The sequence below is a fragment of the Nonomuraea monospora genome (genome assembly GCF_039531895.1).
Taxonomy (GTDB): domain Bacteria; phylum Actinomycetota; class Actinomycetes; order Streptosporangiales; family Streptosporangiaceae; genus Nonomuraea; species Nonomuraea monospora.
This window is the reverse complement of the sequence record NZ_BAAAQX010000012.1, coordinates 45,776-63,519: the sequence shown is the minus strand read 5'-3', so window position 1 is coordinate 63,519 and position 17,744 is coordinate 45,776. Positions and strand designations below refer to the sequence as shown.

The following is a 17,744-nucleotide window of genomic DNA, read 5'->3' as shown; positions in this document are numbered from 1 at the left end:
TCAGGCGCCGACGGGGGTCTCGGGCGCTTCCGCGCCCTTCCCGGCCTTCGCCGCGGCGAGCCGGGACGCGTGCGTCGGCGCGTCGGGGACGCCCGCCGGGCGGTCCTTCGCGAACTCCTTGCGCAGCACCGGCACGACCTCCTCGCCCAGGATGTCGAGCTGCTCCAGCACGGTCTTCAGCGGCAGGCCCGCGTGGTCCATCAGGAAGAGCTGGCGCTGGTAGTCGCCGAAGAACTCCCTGAACTCCAGCGTCCTGTCGATGACCTGCTGCGGGCTGCCCACGGTCAGCGGCGTCTCCGCCATGAACTCCTCCAGCGACGGCCCGTGCCCGTACACGGGAGCGACGTCGAAGTAGGGGCGGAACTCGCGCACCGCGTCCTGGGAGTTCTTGCGCACGAACACCTGCCCGCCCAGACCCACGACGGCCTGCTCGGGGGTGCCGTGGCCGTAGTGCGCGTACCGCTGACGGTAGAGGCTGATCAGCCGCATGAAGTGCTCCTTCGGCCAGAAGATGTTGTTGGCGAAGAAGCCGTCGCCGTAGTAGGCGGCCTGCTCGGCGATCTCGGGGCTGCGGATCGAGCCGTGCCAGACGAACGGCGCAACCCCGTCCAGCGGGCGCGGCGTGCTGGTGAAGCCCTGCAGCGGCGTGCGGAAGCGGCCCTCCCAGTCGACCACGTCCTCGCGCCACAGCTTGTGCAGCAGCGCGTAGTTCTCGATGGCCAGCGGGATGCCCTGGCGGATGTCCTGCCCGAACCACGGGTACACCGGGCCGGTGTTGCCGCGGCCCAGCATGACGTCCACCCTGCCGTCGGCCAGGTGCTGCAGCATGGCGAAGTCCTCGGCGATCTTCACCGGGTCGTTCGTCGTGATCAACGTCGTGGCGGTGGAGAGCTGCAGGCGCTCGGTCTTGGCCGCGATGTAGCCGAGCATGGTGGTGGGGGAGGAGGGCACGAACGGCGGGTTGTGGTGCTCGCCGGTCGCGAAGACGTCGAGCCCGACCTCCTCGGCCTTGAGCGCGATCGCCACCATTGCCTTGATCCGCTCGTGCTCGGTCGGGGTCCTGCCGTTGGTGGGGTCGGTGGTGACGTCGCCCACGCTGAAGATTCCGAACTGCACTTTAGTCACCAATCCTGACTGTTGAATCTTTGACGGCTGCGGTAGCGTTCGCGGCCCCCCGGTTATTCCATCATCTCCTCCCGGGTGCGCGGCCCGTCGGCTCAGGCGCGCGCCCCGTCGTGGTGACGGGCGCGGAACGCCGCCGCCTTCGCCCGGTTGCCGCAGCCGCGCATGTCACACCAGCGGCGCGTACGCCGGTGCGAGGCGTCGATGTACAGCCGCGTGCACGGATCCGCCTCGCACTCCCTGATCAGCCCGGCCTGCGGCCCGCCCAGCAACTCGGCCGCCGCCCGCGCCGTGCTGGACAGCGCCGCCCGCAGATCGCCGCCGCGCTCCACCCCCCGCTCGCCGAGCAGCACGCTCGCGGGCTCGGGGCGCGCGGCGGCGTTCAGCGTGTCGCGGTCGGCGGCGTCCATGGCCTTTCCGGTACGTACGGCGGACGCCAGCCGGTAGATCGCCTCGCGCAGCGCCCACGCCCCGGCCAGGTCGTCGTCGCTCGCGTCCGGCCGGTCGTCGAGCAGCCCGGCCGCCACCGTCCAGCGGGCCAGGTCGGCGGGCGTGGCCAGCAGGTCCACGCGGGCGCCGCGCCGGCGGCCGACGGTGCCGGCCAGGTCGAGGCCGAGGTTGCCGCTGATGAAGGTGAAGTCCATGGGTCCATAGTAACCGCGTTGACAAGTTACTTTCTGGCCTGCCAAGGTGAGTAACCACTGAATACGGTTATTTCACTCCGAAGGTGGACATATGACGACCCTGCGCAGGTCCCGCAATCAACCCGGCCACGGGCCCCGGCATCGCTGGGTCGTGCTGGCCGTCGGCGTCGGGGCGCAGGCCGCCTTCGCGGCGATGTTCTCCGGCATCCCCGTCACCGGGGTCGTGATGCGGTCCGGCTACCACCTGTCCACGGAGGCGCTCGGCCTCGTCCTGGCCTGCCTGGGGCTCGGCGTGGCGGCGTCCGACATCGTGTGGGGGCTGCTGACCGACCGGTTCGGGGACCGCCGCGTGCTGCTCACCGGCCTGACCTCGACGGGCGCGCTGCTGGCGGTGATGGCCGCCGCCGTCACCCCGTCGGACGGAGCGGGCGTGGCGCTGCTGGCCCTCTGCCTCGCCATCGCCGGCGCGCTGGGCGGCAGCGTCAACGGGGCGTCGGGGCGGGCGGTCATGACCTGGTTCGGGGAGGGGGAGCGGGGGTTCGCGATGAGCATCCGTCAGACGGCCATCCCGGTGGGCGGCGCGGTCGGGGTGGCGCTGCTCCCGTGGCTCGCCGCCTCCTACGGCTTCCGCGCCGCCTACGCCGTCCCGGCCGCCTTCTGCCTCCTCGCCGCAGCCGCCACCTGGCGCTGGCTCCACGACCCCACCCCACCCACCGCGCAGGCCACCGGCACGCTCGCCACGACGCCCGCCCTTCGCACGCCCGCCACCGTCACGCCCGCCACCGTCACGCCCGCCACCGTCACGCCCGCCACCGTCACCGCCGTCGAGCCCGTCACCACGACGCCCGCCACCCGCGTGCCCGCCCCCGCCCTGCTCACCGCCCCCGCGCCCACCACGCCCCAGCATTCCGGCCGGCGCCCAGCCTCCCCCCTGCGCCGCTGGGACGTCTGGCGGCTGGCCCTGGCAGGCGCCCTCCTCACCGTCCCCCAATTCGCCGTACTCTCCTTCACCGCGATCTTCCTGCACGACGTCAAGCACGAAGGCACCACCCTGGCCAGCCTCACGATCGTCATAGCCCAGCTCGGCGGCGGCGCCGCACGCATCTGGACGGGCCGCCGCACCGACCGCACCGGCACCCGCCGCACCCACATCAGAGCGATCGGTGCCCTGGCAGGCGTCGCCATGGCAGGCGCGGCCGTCCTGACCGACGCCCCCACCCCCCTCGCGGTCACGGCCCTGGCCATCGGCGGCATCCTGGCGAACTCCTGGCACGGCGTCGCCTACACGGAGATCGCCGCGATGGCGGGCGCCGACAGGGCGGGCACCGCGCTGGGCCTCCTGGGCACCACCCTGTTCGCGACGGGCTTCCTCACGCCGCTGCTCATCCCGCTGGTCATCGCCCACACCTCCTGGGCGACGGTCTGGGCCCTGGCCGCCCTGGCATCCCTCCTGGCGATCCCACTCTCCCCGGGCGAGCCGAAGAGCCCGCGCCGCCGTCATAGCGCGACGACGCCAAGGCGCGCTGAGGTCAGAGCGCGTTGATGTCGGCGGACCCGAGCACTCGCTTGCCCGCCCCCCGCTCAGCCACAACGATCATGGCCCTCCCGATCTGCTCGGTGGTCGTCACCCCACCCCCCACCAGCCGCCGCAACACGGGGAACAGCGGCCGCGTGACCACGTACGCCGCCTGGTAGAGCCGCGTACGCGACCGCACACCGTGCATCGGCTGAATGAACCCGGGCCGGAACATGTACGCCTCCAGCGGCAACGCCAGCAGCGCGTTCTCGGTCTCCCCCTTGACCCGCGCCCACATGGCCCGCCCCCGCGCGTTGGTCCCGGCGCCGGACACGTACACGAAGGTCGAGCGCGGGCTGAGCCGGGCCAGCGTCTCACCCACCGAGAGCGTGAAGTCGTAGGTGATCCGCCGATAGTCCTTCTCGGCCATCCCGACCGCCGACACGCCCAGGCAGAAGAAACACGCGTCATACCCACCCAGCTCACCCTCGACGGACGCCAGATCGAGCAGATCACCGTGCGGCAGTTCGCGCAGCTTCGCGTGGGAGACGCCCGTCGAGGACCGCCCGACCGCGAGCACCTCGGTGACCCGGTCGTCGAGCAGGCACTCCCGCAGCACCCCCCGCCCGACCATGCCGGTCGCCCCGAACAGCAGAACCCTCATCCTCAGCTCGCTCCGATCGTCTCCGCCAGCTCACCGGCCAGCGGGTACGGCCGTTCCACCGGCAGCAGCGCGCCGGCGTCCGCCCCGCCGCGCACGGCCGCACGCACCTCATGTACCCGCTCGGTGATGTCGCTGATCCCCAGCGTCCACTCCTCCACGTAACGCCGCACCGCCTCCCCGGTGAGCCCCACCTGGATCGACCGGTACGGCAGCGCCTCGTGCCGGAGGCCTCGTTCAGGATCCCACTGGATGCGCACCGGGCTGCGGCGGACCCGCTGCGCCCATCCGGGCCGCCGGTCGTCGTGGCTGAGGCAGGAGTGGGCCAGCGCCCAGGCGAAGCCCTCGTGGCTCAGCTCGATCGCCAGCACCCGCTCCTGGCCGGGCTTGGTGGCGTAGCCGCACCGGTACATCATCCACAGGAACGACGGCTTGATCCACGTCATGCGCTCCCGCTTGAAGGGCGGCACGAAGCGCTGCGCGGCGACGGCGGGCGCGGCGACGGCGGCGTCGTAGGCCTGGTAGACGGTGATCGACCGCTCGGTCCAGAGGGCGCGGATCTGCCGGTGGGGGACGTCCATGGCGTACCAGAGTGGACGATCAAGGGTCGGGCCGGCAACGTGTTATCCCAGGTCCCGGACGGCCTGCGCGAGGCGGAGGCGGGCGATCTGCGGGATGGACAGGCCGCGGGTGGAGATGCCGATGGCCCAGTCGGTGCCGGGCACGATGGCGCCCGCGCACGCCACCTGCTCCCTGAACTGCCCGTGCTCCTCCACGATCTGCCCCGGCCGTAAGCCCGACAGCTCCTTCTCGACGTCCTCGACGCTGACGGGGGTCGAGGGGGTGAAGCGGCGCAGGCCGTACCCGGTCAGGACGCCGCGCCTGGTGCGGGACGGGAGGGAGAGCAGCAGCGCCTTGCCCAGCGCGGTGGCGTGCGGCGCCGTCTCCAGCCCCGCCTGCAGATCTTCCAGGTACGGGGAACGCGGCCCTTCCGCCACGTCCACCACGACGAGCCGTCCCTCGGCGAGCTGCGCCAGGTAGGCGGTGTGGCCGGTGGCGGCGGCCAGGTGGCGCAGCACGGCGGCGGCGCGGGGCGGCCGTTCGAAGGCGTCCAGCATCTCGTGGAACCGCTCGGCCACCTGCGAGCCGAGCATGTAGTCGCCGTCGGGGCGGCGGTGCAGGTAGCCCTCGTAGCACAGGGTGCGGACCAGGTGGTAGGAGGTGGAGAGGTTCAGGCCGCAGCGGCGCGCGATGACCTTGACCGACAGCGGCCGGTCGGCTCGCGAGACCTCTTCGAGGACGCGGAGCGCGCGCGAGACGCTGCGGATCAGATCGCTGGGTTGTTCGCCGTTCATCCATCAAGCATCTTCGCCATTTGAAAACAGGACGCCTACCCCAACAGGCACACCCGTCCGACGATGAGGTCATGCCGGAGATACCGCAGTGGGCCAGTGAGGCGCTGTCCGGGGTCTACGACCCGTGCTGCAGGGAGAAAGGCATCTCCGTCGTGGAGATGGGCCTGATCCGGTCGGTCCAGGTGGACGACGGCCGGGCCCGTGTCGAGCTGCTGCTGACCTCGGGCTGGTGCCCGTTCGCCGCCAGGGTGCTGACCGAGGTACGGGACCGCATCCAGGAGCAGCCCGGCATCGACGAGGCGGAGGTCGAGGTGGTGTGGGACGAGGTGTGGACGACGGACCGGCTCTCCCCGAGGGCCGCCCGGATGCTGCGCTTCCTGCCCGCGCCCGCCGAGGTGCCCGACAAAGCGGCCTACATCGGGAGGGAACTACGGTGATCGACGACTTCTTCGTGTTCGACAGCGTGGCCCACGTGTTCAACTTCGAGCCCAAGAACGCGTTCGGGCCGGCGGGTCAGATGTTCTCCAACCACCTGTACGCCTTCCACACGACGCTCACCCCGGAGGGCGAGACGAGGCTGCCGCCTGAGGAGTTCCTGCGGCAGTGGACGATCGACGACATCCGCCGCATGGTGTTCGAGGAGTCGGACACGGACATGCTGGTGGCGATGCCGCTGCCGCTCACGGACCTCTACCACGACGGCCTGTCGCCGTGGCAGGAGTGCGCGGAGCTGGCCGCCAGGGACCCGGACCGGACGGTGTTCTGGGGCACGGTCAACCCGCTGGAGGGCCGCAGGGCGCTCGACCTGATGGAGAGGCAGGTGGGGGAGTTCAACGCGCGGGCGTTCAAGCTCTACAACGTCCGCTACGACTACGGCTCCCCGTACCCGTGGCGCATGGACGACCCCAGGGTGGCCTTCCCGATCTTCGAGAAGGCGCGGGACCTGGGCGTCAACCTGATCGGCGTGCACAAGGGCGTCCCGCTGGGCCCGCAGCCGATCGAGCACACGCAGACGTGGGACATGGACGGCGCCGCCGCGAACTTCCCCGACATCAACTTCGTCATCTTCCACGTCGGCCTGCCGTTCCTGGACGAGACCTGCTGGCAGCTCATCCGCTACCCCAACCTGTACGCCGACCTGGCGGCGACGATCAACTTCATCGTCAGGGCGCCCAGGATGTTCGCCGAGATCATCGGCAAGCTGCTCTTCTGGTGCGGCGAAGACAAGATCATCTATGGTTCGGAGGCGCCGATCTTCCATCCGCAGTGGGCGCTGCGCGCGTTCAGGGACTTCACCATCCCGCAGGACCTGTGCGACGGGTACGGCTACCCGCAGCTCACCGACCAGGCCAAGCGCAAGATCCTCGGCGAGAACCTGCTACGCCTGCATGGGCTTGCTCCGGTGAACCGCCTGTAGCAGCCCGATGGCCACGAGCCCGGCGACCGTGGCGGAGCCGCCGTACGAGACGAACGGCAGCGGCACCCCCACGATCGGCATGAGGCCCAGGGTCATGCCCACGTTCATGAACGTCTGGAACCCCAACCACGACACCAGCCCGCCCGCCAGCACCGCCCCGTAACGCGAGGCGGCGTGCCGGGCGATCGACAGCCCGCGCCACAGCAGCGCGAACACGGCCAGCACGATGAGCGCGGCCCCCGCGAAGCCCAGCTCCTCGCCCGCGACCGTGAAGATGAAGTCGGTGTGCTGCTCGGGCACGAAGTGACCGGCGGTCTGCTCGCCGTTGAACAGGCCCTTGCCGGACAGGCCGCCGGAGCCGATCGCGATGCGGGCCTGGGCGGCGTTGTAGCCGATGCCGCCCGGATCGGCTCCCGGCCGTACCAGCACGAGTAGCCGTTCGAGCTGGTACGGCCGGACCAGCCCGAGCTGCCACGCCGCCGCCCCTGCCCCGGCCGCGCCGCCGGCGAGCACCAGCAGCCACCGCTTGGGCGCCCCGGACACCAGCAGCGCCCCCGCCACCATGGCCGCGAACACCAGCATCGTGCCCACGTCCGGCTGCAGCGCGATGAGCCCGATCGGAACGGCGGCCAGCGCCAGCGCGAGCAGCACCCCGCCGAACCCGGCCCGCCGCTGCCCGTCGCGCAGCTCGCCCAGCGGCACCGCGAACGCCAGCGCCAGCGCGATCTTGGCGAACTCCGACGGCTGGAACTGCACCCCGGGCGCCAGCACGATCCACGAGTGCGCCCCGTTCACCCGCACGCCCAGCGGGCTGAGCACCCCGGCCAGCGACAGCAGCGCCAGCACGTACGCCAGCGGCACGTACGCCCGCAACACCCGCAGGTCCACCCGCGACACCAGCCACATGAGCACCAGGCCCACCCCGACGGCGCCCGCCTGCCGCACCAACTGCGCGTGGCCGCCCGCCAGCCTTGTGGCCGACCACACCAGCAGCAGCCCCATCGCCGACAGGGCCAGCGCCAGCAGCGTCAGCAGCCGGTCGGGCGGGCCCAGCGACGGCGCCCACACCAGGTTCCTGCGCCCGGCAACCGCGATCATCGCCGCTCCCTCAGCCCGAGAATGCCCTCCCAGATGGCGCGGGCCGCCGGAGCCGCCCCCTCGGCGCCCCTGCCGCCCTCCGACAGCACCACGACCACCGTGTAGGCGGGATCGGGGGCGAACGAGGCGAACCAGGAGGTGTCGCGCCGCCCGAACGACTCCGCCGTCCCCGTCTTCCCCGCCACCGCGATCTTGGCGAACGGGAACCCCTTGAAGGCGCCCTCGGCCGTCCCCGTCCTCGGCACCTGGGTGAGCGCCTGGCGGATGAAGCGCAGCGTCGCCGCCGTCGCGGGCAGCCGTCCCGCCGCCGGCGGCGTGATCGTGCGCACCGCCGTCCCGTCGGGCCGCACCACCTTCAGGCCGACGCGCGGGTTGTGCAGGGTGCCGCCGTTGGCCACGGCCGCGTACGCGCGCGCCAGTTGCAGCGGGGTCACCAGCACGCCGCCCTGCCCGATGGAGAGGTTCGCCGCGTCGCCGCCCCGCCACACGCCGCCGCCCCGGCAGTTCTCCCGCGCGATCGCCGTCAGGTACGCCGCCCGCGCCCGGTCGGCCAGCTCCGGATAACCCTTGCTCGCCCGGCGGCAGCTCTCCGCCCGGGTGGCCCGCCAGTACGCCTTCTTCGCCGCCGCGTCCGGCACCGCGCCCGCCGCCTCGCCCGGCAGGTCCACCCCCGTGGGCCGGCCGAAGCCGAACCCGCGGGCGGTCCGCTCCAGGGCGTCGGAGCCGCGCTGCCAGAGCTGGTCGGCCAGCCGGTAGAAGATCGTGTCACACGACTGGACGAGCGCCCCGTGCATCGTCATCAGGCCCAGGTCGGCGCTGCCGAAGTTGCGGAACACCCGGTCGCCCACCGTGTAGCCGGGCGGGCAGTCGTAGGTCGCGCCGAGCCCGTACCCGGCCGACGCCGCTGCCGCCGCCGAGGCGACCTTCCACGTCGAACCGGGCGCCCACTCGCCCTGCACGGCCTGCGACAGCAGCGGCAGCGCCCGGTACTCGCGCGCCGTCACGCCGTCCGTCCACACCGCCGGGTCGTACGCGGGCCGCCCGGCCAGCGCCACCACCCGCCCCGTCGCCGACTCCAGCACCACGGCCGCGCCCGACGAGCCGCCGCTGCCCGCCAGCGCCCGCGCGAGCGCCTGCTCCGAGACGGCCTGGATGCGGGAGTCGAGGCTGGTCACCAGCGTGTCGCCGGGCACGGGCGGGTCCTCGCGGATCGTCCTGGTGACCTTGCCCGTGTTGTCCACGGCCACGTCCCTGCGGCCTGGCCGCCCGGCCAGGTCGCGGTCGTAGGTCGCTTCGAGGCCGTCGCGGCCCTGGACGCCCTGCACGTACCCGAGGGTGTGCGCCGCCGCCGCGCCGTGCGGGTAGACGCGGATCGGGCGCAGCTCCGTGCGGACGCCGGGGAAGTCCTGCTGCCGCTCGCTGATCTGCAGCGCCACCGGCACGCTCACGTCCCGCGCGACGGGGATCGGCTCGTACGGCGAGCCCTGCCAGCACGGCTTCGGCACGGCCTCCTCGCACAGCCGCACCTTCTCCGCGATCTGCCGGTACGGCTGCCCGAGCGCCTCGCCCAGCCGGGTCAGCACCGCCCGGCCGCCGTCCGGCTGGTGGGCCAGGGCGACGGCGTCCACCGTGACGACGGGGCGGGTGTTGTTGGTGACCAGGGGGCGGCCGTTCACGTCGAGGATCGGGCCGCGGGTGGGGGGCAGCGCCACGCTCCTGATCCGTACGTCCGCGGCGGCCCGCACGTACGCGTCGCCGTTGACGACCTGGAGGAACCACAACCGGCCGAGCAGCGTGACCAGCATGGCGGTGGCGACCAGCCGCAGCACCACCAGCCTGGCCCTAGACACGGCGCCTCACCACCCCGGCCCGCGTGCCCGTGGATACGGCGCCGACCTGCGCGCGCCTAGACACGGCGCGGCGCCAGGTGGGACAGCGCGTCCTCGGACGGGCGTCGGCGCGCCACCACGACACCCCCGGCGGCCCCGAGCGCCACCGTCCAGGCGAGCGTGAGCGCCGCCCAGGACGCGGGCGCGGCGGGCGGCCCGGCCAGCGCCGTGCGCCACGGCTCGTCCCCGAGCGCCACCGCCGCCGCCACCTGCAGCACCGTGCCCAGCGCCGCCCCGAGCCCGCCGGCGAGCAACGGCCTGCCCACGGAGCCGCCCTCGTACGGCCGCCCGCTCGCCCGCAACCGCCCGACCAGCAGCCCGGTCACCGACAGCACCAGCGCCGTGCGCCCCAAGGTGCCGTCGGCGGGCGGCGTCACGTCGGCGGCCAGCCCCGCGACCAGCCCCGCCACGCACCCCCAGACCGGCCCCCTGGCCAGCGCCGGCCACACCACGGCCAGCACCACCAGGTCGGGCCCGCCCCACGGCGACCGGTTGACCAGCACCACCTGCACCAGGGGCGCCACGAGCGCGAGCAACACCAGCCCCAACGCCCTCACCTCCGCGGCTCCAGCACCCGCAACCCGCACCTCAGCAGCCCGCGGCCCGCACCTGGCCCGCACCTCAACAGCCCGCGGCCCGGTCACGGCGCTCACTTCCCGGGCGGCGGCACGATCACCGCCACCAGCCCGAGCGCCGACAGCCGGGCGGCGGGCCGGACCAGCGCCGTCCGCGTGGCCGCCCCCGCCTCGCCCTCCACGACGGCGACCGTCCCGATGGGCACCCCGGCCACGTACGGCCGCCCACCGGCGGACCCCAGCGTCACCACCTCGTCCCCCACCTCGATCGGCGCGTTCGGATCGAACAGGCTCAACCGCAGCCCCTCACCAGGCACCCCGGTCACGACACCCAGCTCCCCGGACCCGGACATCCGCGCCCCGATCGACGAGGCCGCGTCGGTGATCAGCGACACCGACGCCGTGGCGGGCCCCGCCCAGGTGACCTTGCCCACCAGGCCGTCGGTGCTCAGCACGGTCACGTCCCGCGCGACCCCGGAAGAGACCCCGGCGTCGATGGTGACGCTCTGCCCCCGCCCGAACCCGACGACGTGCGCCGCCACACCCCGATGCCCGTCCGGCACGCCGGCCCGCGCCACGGACCGGGTGCCGGACGACAGCAGCCGGGCCCGCAGCGCCGCGTTCTCCCGCTCCAGCTCCCGCAGCCGGTCCTGGCCGCCGAACGCCCTGGTCGCCGTGGCGAACGCGCTCTCCACCGCGCCGTACACGCTCGCCCCCGCCGCCCGTACGGGGGTCAGCGGGGTCAGCGTCCTGTCGACGGCGACGAGCAGGACGGCGGAGCCCAGCACGAGCAGGACGAGCGCCCGCTTCACCGGCGTGACCAATCGGGCAGCAGCACGTCCCGCATGGCCTGGAAGCGCTCCACGCAGCGGCCCGCGCCGAGCGCCACCGAGTACAGCGGCTTGTCGACGAGGCGGATGGGCATGCCGGTGGCCTGGCCCATCCGCTCGGGCAGGCCCCCTAACAGGGCGCCGCCGCCGGTCAGCACGATGCCGTTGTCGAGCAGGTCGCCCGCCAGCTCGGCCGGGCACTGGTCGAGCGTCGTCTGGACGGCGTCGATGATGGCCTGCACCTGGTCCTCGATGGCCTCGCTGATCTGGTCGGCGGTGATGGTGGCGGTCTTGGGCAGGCCGCTGACGAGGTCGCGCCCGCGTACGGGGGCGGAGGTCTTCGGGTCGAGCGTGCGCGGCGCGGCGGACGGCGTCGCGCTGTCGGCCTTGGGCTTGGAGCGGAACGGGTTCCAGCCGCGCGGAGCCGGGGCGGGCTGCTCGGCGGGCTCGTCGTCCACGGGGTCGTCCGGCTCGTCGAGGACGGGCGGGGCGAGGCCGACGCGGTGCCGTCCGACGGAGTCGGCCTCGAGGACCCGGGCGGGCCGCACCAGGCCGAGGTCGATCTTGAGGCGTTCGGCGGTGCGCTCGCCGAGCAGCAGCGCGTGCTCCTTCTTGATGTGGGTGATGATCGCCTCGTCCAGCTCGTCGCCGCCGACCCGCAGGGACTTGGCCACCACGACGCCGCTCATCGACACGATGGCGACCTCGGTGGTGCCGCCGCCGATGTCGACCACCATGTTGCCGGTGGCCTCGCCGACCTTGACGCCCGCGCCGATCGCGGCGGCCATCGGCTCCTCGATGATGTGCACCCGCCGGGCGCCCGCCTCGTACGCGGCCTCCTTGACGGCCCGCTGCTCGATCGAGGTGGTGCCGCTGGGGACGGCCACGACGATGCGCGGCTTGGCGAGGAACCGGCTCGGGTGCGCCTTCTGGATGAACAGCCGTAACATGCGCTCCGCCGCGTCCAGGTCGGCGATCACGCCGTCCTTGAGCGGCCTGATGGTGGCGATGTGCGGGGGAGTGCGGCCCATCATGCGCTTGGCCGCCTTGCCGACGGCGACGACGGTGTTCTTGTGCAGGTTGATCGCGATGACGGAGGGCTCGTTCAGCACGATGCCCTTCCTGCGGACGTAGACGAGGGTGTTCGCCGTCCCGAGATCGACGGCTATGTCATGACCGAGAAGAGCCCATGCGAATGCCATGTGCCGCACACGCCTTTCCGACCGGCAGGGGCAGGGGGACACTGCCCTCAGTGGCGCTGCCCTGAAGGAGGCTGGCCGCAAACGCGATATGTCTGTAGCCGTGACAGTCCGCGCAGGTCAGCCGGGATCGTAGGAGCAGCGCAGACCCGTCCGCACGGTCGCCCGCAGCTCCTCCCCGATGACGGGATCGGCTATCGCGACGCGATCCACGGCCCGCCTGATCGCCTTGCCGACCGCCGTGCGGGCCCGCTCCTCGCTGCCCGCGAACGTGCGCGGCCGGCCGCCGAGCCCGGTCGCGGAGGCCAGCTCGGCCACCAGCCAGTCGCGCTCGGCCCGCCGCTGCTGCGCCTGCTGAGCCTGATGGTTGGCCTCCAGCTCGGCGATCTCGGCGTCGAGCTGCGCCAGCCTGCTCCGGTACGCGCGCCCGGCCGGCCCGTCCAGCACCCGCTGCGCCGACGCCTGTCCGGGCACCACGTCGGGCGACCCGGCGGCCAGGTCGGCGGCCGGGATCTCCTTGCCGGGGCTGGCCAGCAGCGCCGCCAGGTGCACCATGCCCACGCAGTGGTCCACCAGCGCGGTCCGCGCGCCCAGCTCGACCCGCCACTGCGCGCCCACCGCCCGGCAGGTCACCCGCTCGGCCACGTACCGGGGCACGTGCATGCCGAGCGCGTCGGCCTCCTGCGCGGCCAGCGCGCTCTGCCGGCGCGCCCCCTCGTCCCTGGGCCCGTCGCGCATCGCCAGCGCCTGCCCCAGCCGCGAGCGTGACAGCGCGACCGCCGGCCAGTGACCCAGCGCCAGGTTCTCGTGCACGGCCCTGCGCAGGTGCGTGATCGCCAGGTCCAGGTCGCCCGCGGTGATCGCGGCCACGCCCAGGCTGTGCCTGGCCGAGCCGAAGCAGGCGATGCCGGGGCTCGTCATGACGGGCAGTCCCGCGTACGGGGCCAGCAGCGCCCCCGCCCTGGCCGCCAGGTCGGCGTCGCCCAGCAGGTCGGCCGCCTCCACGATCGCGTACATCGACATCAGCCAGGTGCTCGTGCGCGGCCGGTCGGCCAGCACGCTGCGGCGCAGCCTGGCCAGCATGCTCTCGGCCAGCCGCCGGTCCCCGGCCGCCGCCGCCGCGACCGCCAGGCCCGCGTACGGCGAGTCGTCCACGGCGGGCAGCATGGGCGAGTTCAGCAGGTCGGTCAGCAGCGGGACCAGCTCGCCGATCCGGCCCTGGTACCAGCGGATGGCGGCGAGCTGGCGGACGTACCAGCCGGGCGCGTCGTGGTCGCCGGCCGCCATGCCCCGCTCGTAGCAGGTGGCGGCGCGCTCCTCGGCCTGTTCGAACCGGCCGGCCCGGGTGCTCAGCATCACCTCGATCGCGCCGACCACGAACTCGATGGCCTGCTGCCCCTCGCCGTCCAGCGCGATGCGCAGCTCGCCCAGGGCCCGCTCGGCGTGCGGGTCGGCGTCCAGGAGCAGGTCCACGGTGCGCCACAGCAGGCCGATCAGCAGGTCGGACCGGCGTCCCGTACGGGAGGCCACTCCGATCAGCTCCCTGGCCAGCTCCATCCGCCGCGCCCCGTCGCCGGGGCCGAGCATGCAGTGGTGCGCCAGGCTCAGCGCCTCTGCCAGCGCCACCGGGTCGTCGGCCGCCCGCGCCTCCGACACCAGCGCCATGATCGCGTCCATGCCGCCGGCGCGGTAGTCGTCCTCCGCCGCCAGCCGGATCCGCAGCCGCAGCGCCAGCGGCGAGTCCGCGTCGAGCCGCGACAGCGCCTCGCGCTGGCGCAGCCGCACCGTCGCCACGGCCGCGGCCGTGCGGTGCTCGTGCACCCACATCCCGCCCAGCCCGAGCGCCGCCCTGGCCAGCGCCGCGGCCTCGCCGCGCTGCGCCGCCTCCGCGTAGGCGTAGTCGAACCGTTCACGCGCCCGCCGCATGTCCCCCTTGACCAGCAGCGCGTGCTCTCCGTCGAGGAGAGTCCACTCCAGCGTTTCGATCACTGGCCTTACCCCCGTGGCAGCCTGAATACCTGGCGCACCCTTGGGTGGCGGGCCTCCCACCGCTCCGCTTCCCCGGCCGATGAACTATCGGGTGAACAACCATGGAGACGGCTCCCTGCCGTCGTCCGGTTCAATTGGACCTCAAACCGGAAAGTTTCGGAACCGAATTACGGGACGGAGATGTCCGGACTTCAGCACACCGTGCGCCAGGTCTGCTCCTCCACCAGCTCGGTGCTGCGCCAGCCGTCCGCGGTGCGGCGCAGGTGGTGATGGTAGTAGCCGCCGCCGTGCAGGAAACCCTCGGTCCCCGCGGCCACCATCTCCCGCGTCGGAGCCAGCGTGTCGGTGAACGGCGCGCTCACCCGCGCCTCGCCGCCGGCCAGGTCGACGCGCGCCGCGCCGATCAGGTGCAGCCGGGCGGGCCAGTGCACCAGCACCTCGGCCAGCCACGCCTTGACCTCGTCCCTGGTGCCCCTGATGCCGCCCGACGAGCTGTAGTCGATCACCGCGTCCTGGCAGAACACCTCGTCGAGCAGGTCCCACTGGCCCGAGTCGATGGCGTAGGTGTAGCGCGCGAGCAGGCCGGCGATCTCTAATCGGTCGGCGATCTCCTGATGGTCCATGTGTTGATCGTCGCGCTAAGGACGCCGGATGACCAGGCCGGCCAGCCGATCGCCCGGCACCCGCACCGTGAAGGGGGCGCAGGGGACGCAGAAGTAGTCGCGGCCGAACGTCAGCTCCACCGCGCCGGGGGCCAGGTTGACCAGCAGGCGGTCGCTGTCCACGCTCACTGTCCGCGGGTCGTGGCCCTTGGGGGTCAGCGGGCGCAGCACCTCCGCCAGCCGCCGCCGTCCCGCCGGGGTGAACGCTTGCGGGGTGAAGACGTCCCGGACGGTGAGGGTTCTGCCCGCGCGGCGGTCGTAGGTGACGGCGCGGCCGAGCTCGCCCGTCAGCGCGTAGCGGACGGAGATCAGGTCGGCGTCGTTGCGGACGAGCGCGTATCCGCCGGTCAGCGTGGTCGTGGGGGTGGTGGGGTGGATGCGGTGCCTGCGCAGCACCTCCGTCACGTACGCCCGGACGGGGGCCGCCAGCGCGGCGCTGACCCGGTTGGCGTCGTGGGCGTCGGTGGTGCGGGGGTAGGAGACGTCGATGGTGAGGCCGGGGAGGCGTTCCTGCCAGGTCGCGGTGGAGATCGTCAGGGGGTGTCGTTCGCCGGTCACGAGGACGAGCGGCGCCGCCGCCAGCACGGCCAGCGCCAGCCCTCCTCCCAGCAGCACCTTCCGCGGCACCGCGACCGCCGTCTCACCCTCCGGTTCCGCCTTCCCCTCCACCGCCTGCGCCTTCCGGCGTGGGGTAGGGGCCGCCTCGCCCGCTGGTTGCGCCTTGCGCCGTGTGGAGGGGGCCGCCTCGCCCGCTGGTTGCGTCTTACGGCGCGTCGTGGTGGCCGTCTCACCCGTCGGCTGTGGCTTCCGCCGTGCCGTGACCGCCACCCCCGCCACCGCGAACGGTCCCGCCAGCAGGCCGAGTTGCAGCCCCGCAGGCGTGCCCAGCCCCGCCACCACCCCGGCGAGCACCGACATCCCCCACACCGTCAGCCACACCGCCCACCGCCGCTCCGCCACGTTCATCCTGGCCAGCCCCACATAAACCAGCACCGCGAGCAGAACGAGATAGGCCAGCCCGGTCAGGTTGTCCGCCACCGGAACCCCCGCCGACAACACGGGAAACGCGAGAAACACCCCACTCCCACGCCACGACCCGGAATCCACCGGCCCCCCGAACCCCTGAACCGCCCCGGCGACCACGGCCAGCACCAGCGCACCCCCAGCCGCCCTGGCCGCGATCAGCCCGCGCTCCCGCCTCCCCGGCACGTGCCCGCGCACCTGCTCCCGCCAAGCCCGGTACCGCTCGGCGAGCTTCTCCCACTTCTGCTCACCCTCCAGCTCCACGACCCGCGCGAACCGCGCCACCCCCACCTGCGAGTGCACGATGAACAACACCGCCGCGAACACCGGCGCCGCGAACACCGCGAACTCGGCCGCCTCCGCCGCGGGTGAGATCCCGGCGGGCCGCCCCCCGGTCAGCACCAGCCCGGCCAGCCCGCCCAGGTTCCACGCCAGCGCCGCGGCCAGCGCGACCGCCGCCACCAGCACGGGGTACGCCGACACGGGGAAGACCCGGACGAGCTGCCCGCGTACGGCGACGTACACCAGCACCGCCGCCGCCACCGCGAACACCGCCGGGATCGCCCATAACCACACCACCGCGACCCGGCCCAGCCCGGGGTCGGGCGGGGAGAGCAGCGCCAGCGCCCGCACGGTCACGGGCGTGTCCGCGTCGAACGTGCGCCGCGTCAGCAGCGTGAACCGCGAGGTCACGGCCAGGCAGAAGTACGTCAGCGCGACGGCCGCCCCCGCCACCACCAGGCCCCACCGCCGGTCGGTCCGCACCGGATCGGCGGGCACGGGGGCCGGTTCGGCGCGCAGCACCCGCTGCACCCCGGTCGCGGCCAGGGCCAGCAGGAGCGGCGGCAGCGCGGTCTGCGCGGGCGCGGCCACCAGCACCGCCGTCATGTCGGTCGCGTACTCGGCCATCCACGCCGTGCCCAGCGGCGCCGCCAGCAGCAGCTCCCGCATGCCCAGGTCGATGGCGACGACGGCCGCGTACACGACGGGCGCGACGGACAGTGCGATCCACGCCAGCACGAACGCCCGCCCTGGCCGCCCCTCCACCGGCAGCCGCCGCCGTAGCGCCCCTTCCAGCGACGCCGCCGCGATCGTCGCCAGCACCACCGCGACCTGCTCGAAGTAGCTGAACGACAGCGGCAGCCAGCCCAGCAGCGGCAGCCGTTCGCGCAGCAGCACGCTCCACACCAGCGACCACCCGGCCACCAGGCACGGCAGCACCCACGCGCGGGGCCTGAACGTCCTGGTCCGCTCCCGCCCGGCGGCGGGCAGCATCCGCGTCCCGGCCAGCGCCAGCCCGGCGGCGGGCAGCGCGATCGCCATCCCCCAGGAGGCGGCGTCCGTGACGTACGGGCCGAACGGCAGCCGGTGCCCCCGCGCCCACAACAGCACCGCCAGCACCCCGGCGGGCCCGCCGGCCAGCCCCCAGCACACGAGCAGCCCGACCCGCGACTCACCGAACCCGGACCACCGGTAGGCGAGGTACCCCCCGCCGGTCAGCATCACGCAGAACGCGCCGAGCGTCACCGCCGTGCCGGCCGCCTGCCCGTGCCCCAGCCCGGGGAAGACCAGCGTCGCCGCCACGGCCCGGTCGAGCAGGAAACCGCCGACGGCGGGGAGCGCGCACAGGGCGGCCAGGCCCAGCGCGGAGCCCGCGGAGGCGAGCAGGAAAGTCCGCGTCGTCGTTGTTCGCGCCGCCGCCGCCGGGGCCGCCTGGTTCATCAAAGTTTGGGTCGTCTTCGCCACGCCCTGTCATCTGCCCGC

At 73.6% G+C, this 17,744-nt stretch carries 16 protein-coding genes; 3 read left to right on the top strand and 13 right to left on the bottom strand.

Going from position 1 to position 17,744, the window contains the following annotated elements; all coding sequences use genetic code 11:
• Positions 1-1,116, bottom strand: coding sequence for an LLM class flavin-dependent oxidoreductase (locus tag ABD331_RS23960; RefSeq protein WP_344478550.1), 1,116 nt, complete (start codon positions 1,114-1,116; stop codon positions 1-3).
• A 101-nt stretch (positions 1,117-1,217) separates the two neighbouring features.
• Positions 1,218-1,766, bottom strand: coding sequence for a CGNR zinc finger domain-containing protein (locus ABD331_RS23955; RefSeq protein WP_344478546.1), 549 nt, complete (start codon positions 1,764-1,766; stop codon positions 1,218-1,220).
• 91 nt (positions 1,767-1,857) lie between these two features.
• Here ABD331_RS23955 and ABD331_RS23950 point away from each other — a divergent pair, with 91 nt between their 5' ends.
• The gene (locus ABD331_RS23950) at positions 1,858-3,309 is read left to right on the top strand and encodes an MFS transporter (protein WP_344478543.1); all 1,452 of its coding nucleotides are present in this window, start codon (positions 1,858-1,860) and stop codon (positions 3,307-3,309) included.
• Here the strand turns inward: ABD331_RS23950 and ABD331_RS23945 are convergent.
• Genes ABD331_RS23945 through ABD331_RS23935 form a run of 3 tightly spaced genes read right to left on the bottom strand, consistent with a single transcriptional unit; the run spans position 3,296 to position 5,298 of the window.
• A complete protein-coding gene (locus ABD331_RS23945) occupies positions 3,296-3,946 on the bottom strand; it encodes an NAD-dependent epimerase/dehydratase family protein (protein WP_344478538.1) in 651 nt (216 codons plus the stop codon). The genes ABD331_RS23950 and ABD331_RS23945 overlap by 14 nt on opposite strands.
• A gap of 2 nt (positions 3,947-3,948) precedes the next feature.
• A complete protein-coding gene (locus ABD331_RS23940) occupies positions 3,949-4,524 on the bottom strand; it encodes a DUF4291 domain-containing protein (RefSeq protein WP_344478534.1) in 576 nt (191 codons plus the stop codon).
• 42 nt (positions 4,525-4,566) lie between these two features.
• Positions 4,567-5,298 carry an IclR family transcriptional regulator gene (locus ABD331_RS23935; RefSeq protein WP_344478530.1) on the bottom strand — a complete coding sequence of 244 codons (732 nt, stop codon included), beginning with the start codon at positions 5,296-5,298 and terminating at the stop codon, positions 4,567-4,569.
• 71 nt (positions 5,299-5,369) lie between these two features.
• Between ABD331_RS23935 and ABD331_RS23930 the strand changes: the two genes are divergently transcribed.
• Both ABD331_RS23930 and ABD331_RS23925 read left to right on the top strand, forming a co-directional pair.
• Positions 5,370-5,735 carry a metal-sulfur cluster assembly factor gene (locus ABD331_RS23930; protein ID WP_344478526.1) on the top strand — a complete coding sequence of 122 codons (366 nt, stop codon included), beginning with the start codon at positions 5,370-5,372 and terminating at the stop codon, positions 5,733-5,735.
• The gene (locus ABD331_RS23925; RefSeq protein ID WP_344478522.1) at positions 5,732-6,715 is read left to right on the top strand and encodes an amidohydrolase family protein; all 984 of its coding nucleotides are present in this window, start codon (positions 5,732-5,734) and stop codon (positions 6,713-6,715) included. The genes ABD331_RS23930 and ABD331_RS23925 overlap by 4 nt, the downstream gene beginning before the upstream one ends.
• Here the strand turns inward: ABD331_RS23925 and rodA are convergent.
• The 8 genes from rodA to ABD331_RS23885 all read right to left on the bottom strand — a co-directional run bounded on the left by rodA (position 6,677) and on the right by ABD331_RS23885 (position 17,702).
• Positions 6,677-7,813: a rod shape-determining protein RodA gene (gene rodA / locus ABD331_RS23920; protein ID WP_344478518.1), complete on the bottom strand. Its 1,137-nt coding sequence runs from the start codon at positions 7,811-7,813 to the stop codon at positions 6,677-6,679. The two genes, ABD331_RS23925 and rodA, sit on opposite strands and share 39 nt — an antisense overlap.
• The gene (gene mrdA, locus ABD331_RS23915) at positions 7,810-9,663 is read right to left on the bottom strand and encodes a penicillin-binding protein 2 (RefSeq protein WP_344478514.1); all 1,854 of its coding nucleotides are present in this window, start codon (positions 9,661-9,663) and stop codon (positions 7,810-7,812) included. Before mrdA ends, rodA begins: the two co-directional genes overlap by 4 nt.
• A 56-nt stretch (positions 9,664-9,719) precedes the next feature.
• Positions 9,720-10,250 (bottom strand): rod shape-determining protein MreD, encoded by a 531-nt coding sequence (locus tag ABD331_RS23910; RefSeq protein ID WP_425566024.1) that lies wholly within the window; start codon positions 10,248-10,250, stop codon positions 9,720-9,722.
• A 101-nt stretch (positions 10,251-10,351) separates the two neighbouring features.
• The gene (mreC, locus tag ABD331_RS23905) at positions 10,352-11,089 is read right to left on the bottom strand and encodes a rod shape-determining protein MreC (protein WP_344478509.1); all 738 of its coding nucleotides are present in this window, start codon (positions 11,087-11,089) and stop codon (positions 10,352-10,354) included.
• Entirely contained in the window at positions 11,086-12,309 is a 1,224-nt protein-coding gene (mreB, locus tag ABD331_RS23900; RefSeq protein ID WP_344478504.1) for a rod shape-determining protein, read from the bottom strand. The genes mreC and mreB overlap by 4 nt, the downstream gene beginning before the upstream one ends.
• Positions 12,310-12,426: 117 nt before the next feature.
• Positions 12,427-14,295, bottom strand: a complete 1,869-nt coding sequence (locus tag ABD331_RS23895; protein ID WP_344478499.1) for a hypothetical protein — start codon at positions 14,293-14,295, stop codon at positions 12,427-12,429.
• A 191-nt stretch (positions 14,296-14,486) separates the two neighbouring features.
• Positions 14,487-14,918 carry a nuclear transport factor 2 family protein gene (locus ABD331_RS23890; protein ID WP_344478494.1) on the bottom strand — a complete coding sequence of 144 codons (432 nt, stop codon included), beginning with the start codon at positions 14,916-14,918 and terminating at the stop codon, positions 14,487-14,489.
• A gap of 15 nt (positions 14,919-14,933) precedes the next feature.
• Positions 14,934-17,702: a hypothetical protein gene (locus tag ABD331_RS23885; protein ID WP_344478490.1), complete on the bottom strand. Its 2,769-nt coding sequence runs from the start codon at positions 17,700-17,702 to the stop codon at positions 14,934-14,936.
• Between the last annotated feature and the right edge of the window lie 42 nt (positions 17,703-17,744).

Excerpts from the sequence above, each read along its gene's own strand:
- ABD331_RS23885 (WP_344478490.1), bottom strand. The coding sequence starts at position 17,702 with ATGAACCAGGCGGCCCCGGCGGCGGCGGCGCGAACAACGACGACGCGG.
- ABD331_RS23935 (WP_344478530.1), bottom strand. The coding sequence starts at position 5,298 with ATGAACGGCGAACAACCCAGCGATCTGATCCGCAGCGTCTCGCGCGCG.
- ABD331_RS23930 (WP_344478526.1), top strand. The coding sequence starts at position 5,370 with ATGCCGGAGATACCGCAGTGGGCCAGTGAGGCGCTGTCCGGGGTCTAC.
- ABD331_RS23955 (WP_344478546.1), bottom strand. The coding sequence starts at position 1,766 with ATGGACTTCACCTTCATCAGCGGCAACCTCGGCCTCGACCTGGCCGGC.
- ABD331_RS23890 (WP_344478494.1), bottom strand. The coding sequence starts at position 14,918 with ATGGACCATCAGGAGATCGCCGACCGATTAGAGATCGCCGGCCTGCTC.
- ABD331_RS23940 (WP_344478534.1), bottom strand. The coding sequence starts at position 4,524 with ATGGACGTCCCCCACCGGCAGATCCGCGCCCTCTGGACCGAGCGGTCG.
- ABD331_RS23945 (WP_344478538.1), bottom strand. The coding sequence starts at position 3,946 with ATGAGGGTTCTGCTGTTCGGGGCGACCGGCATGGTCGGGCGGGGGGTG.
- ABD331_RS23950 (WP_344478543.1), top strand. The coding sequence starts at position 1,858 with ATGACGACCCTGCGCAGGTCCCGCAATCAACCCGGCCACGGGCCCCGG.
- mreB (WP_344478504.1), bottom strand. The coding sequence starts at position 12,309 with ATGGCATTCGCATGGGCTCTTCTCGGTCATGACATAGCCGTCGATCTC.
- rodA (WP_344478518.1), bottom strand. The coding sequence starts at position 7,813 with ATGATCGCGGTTGCCGGGCGCAGGAACCTGGTGTGGGCGCCGTCGCTG.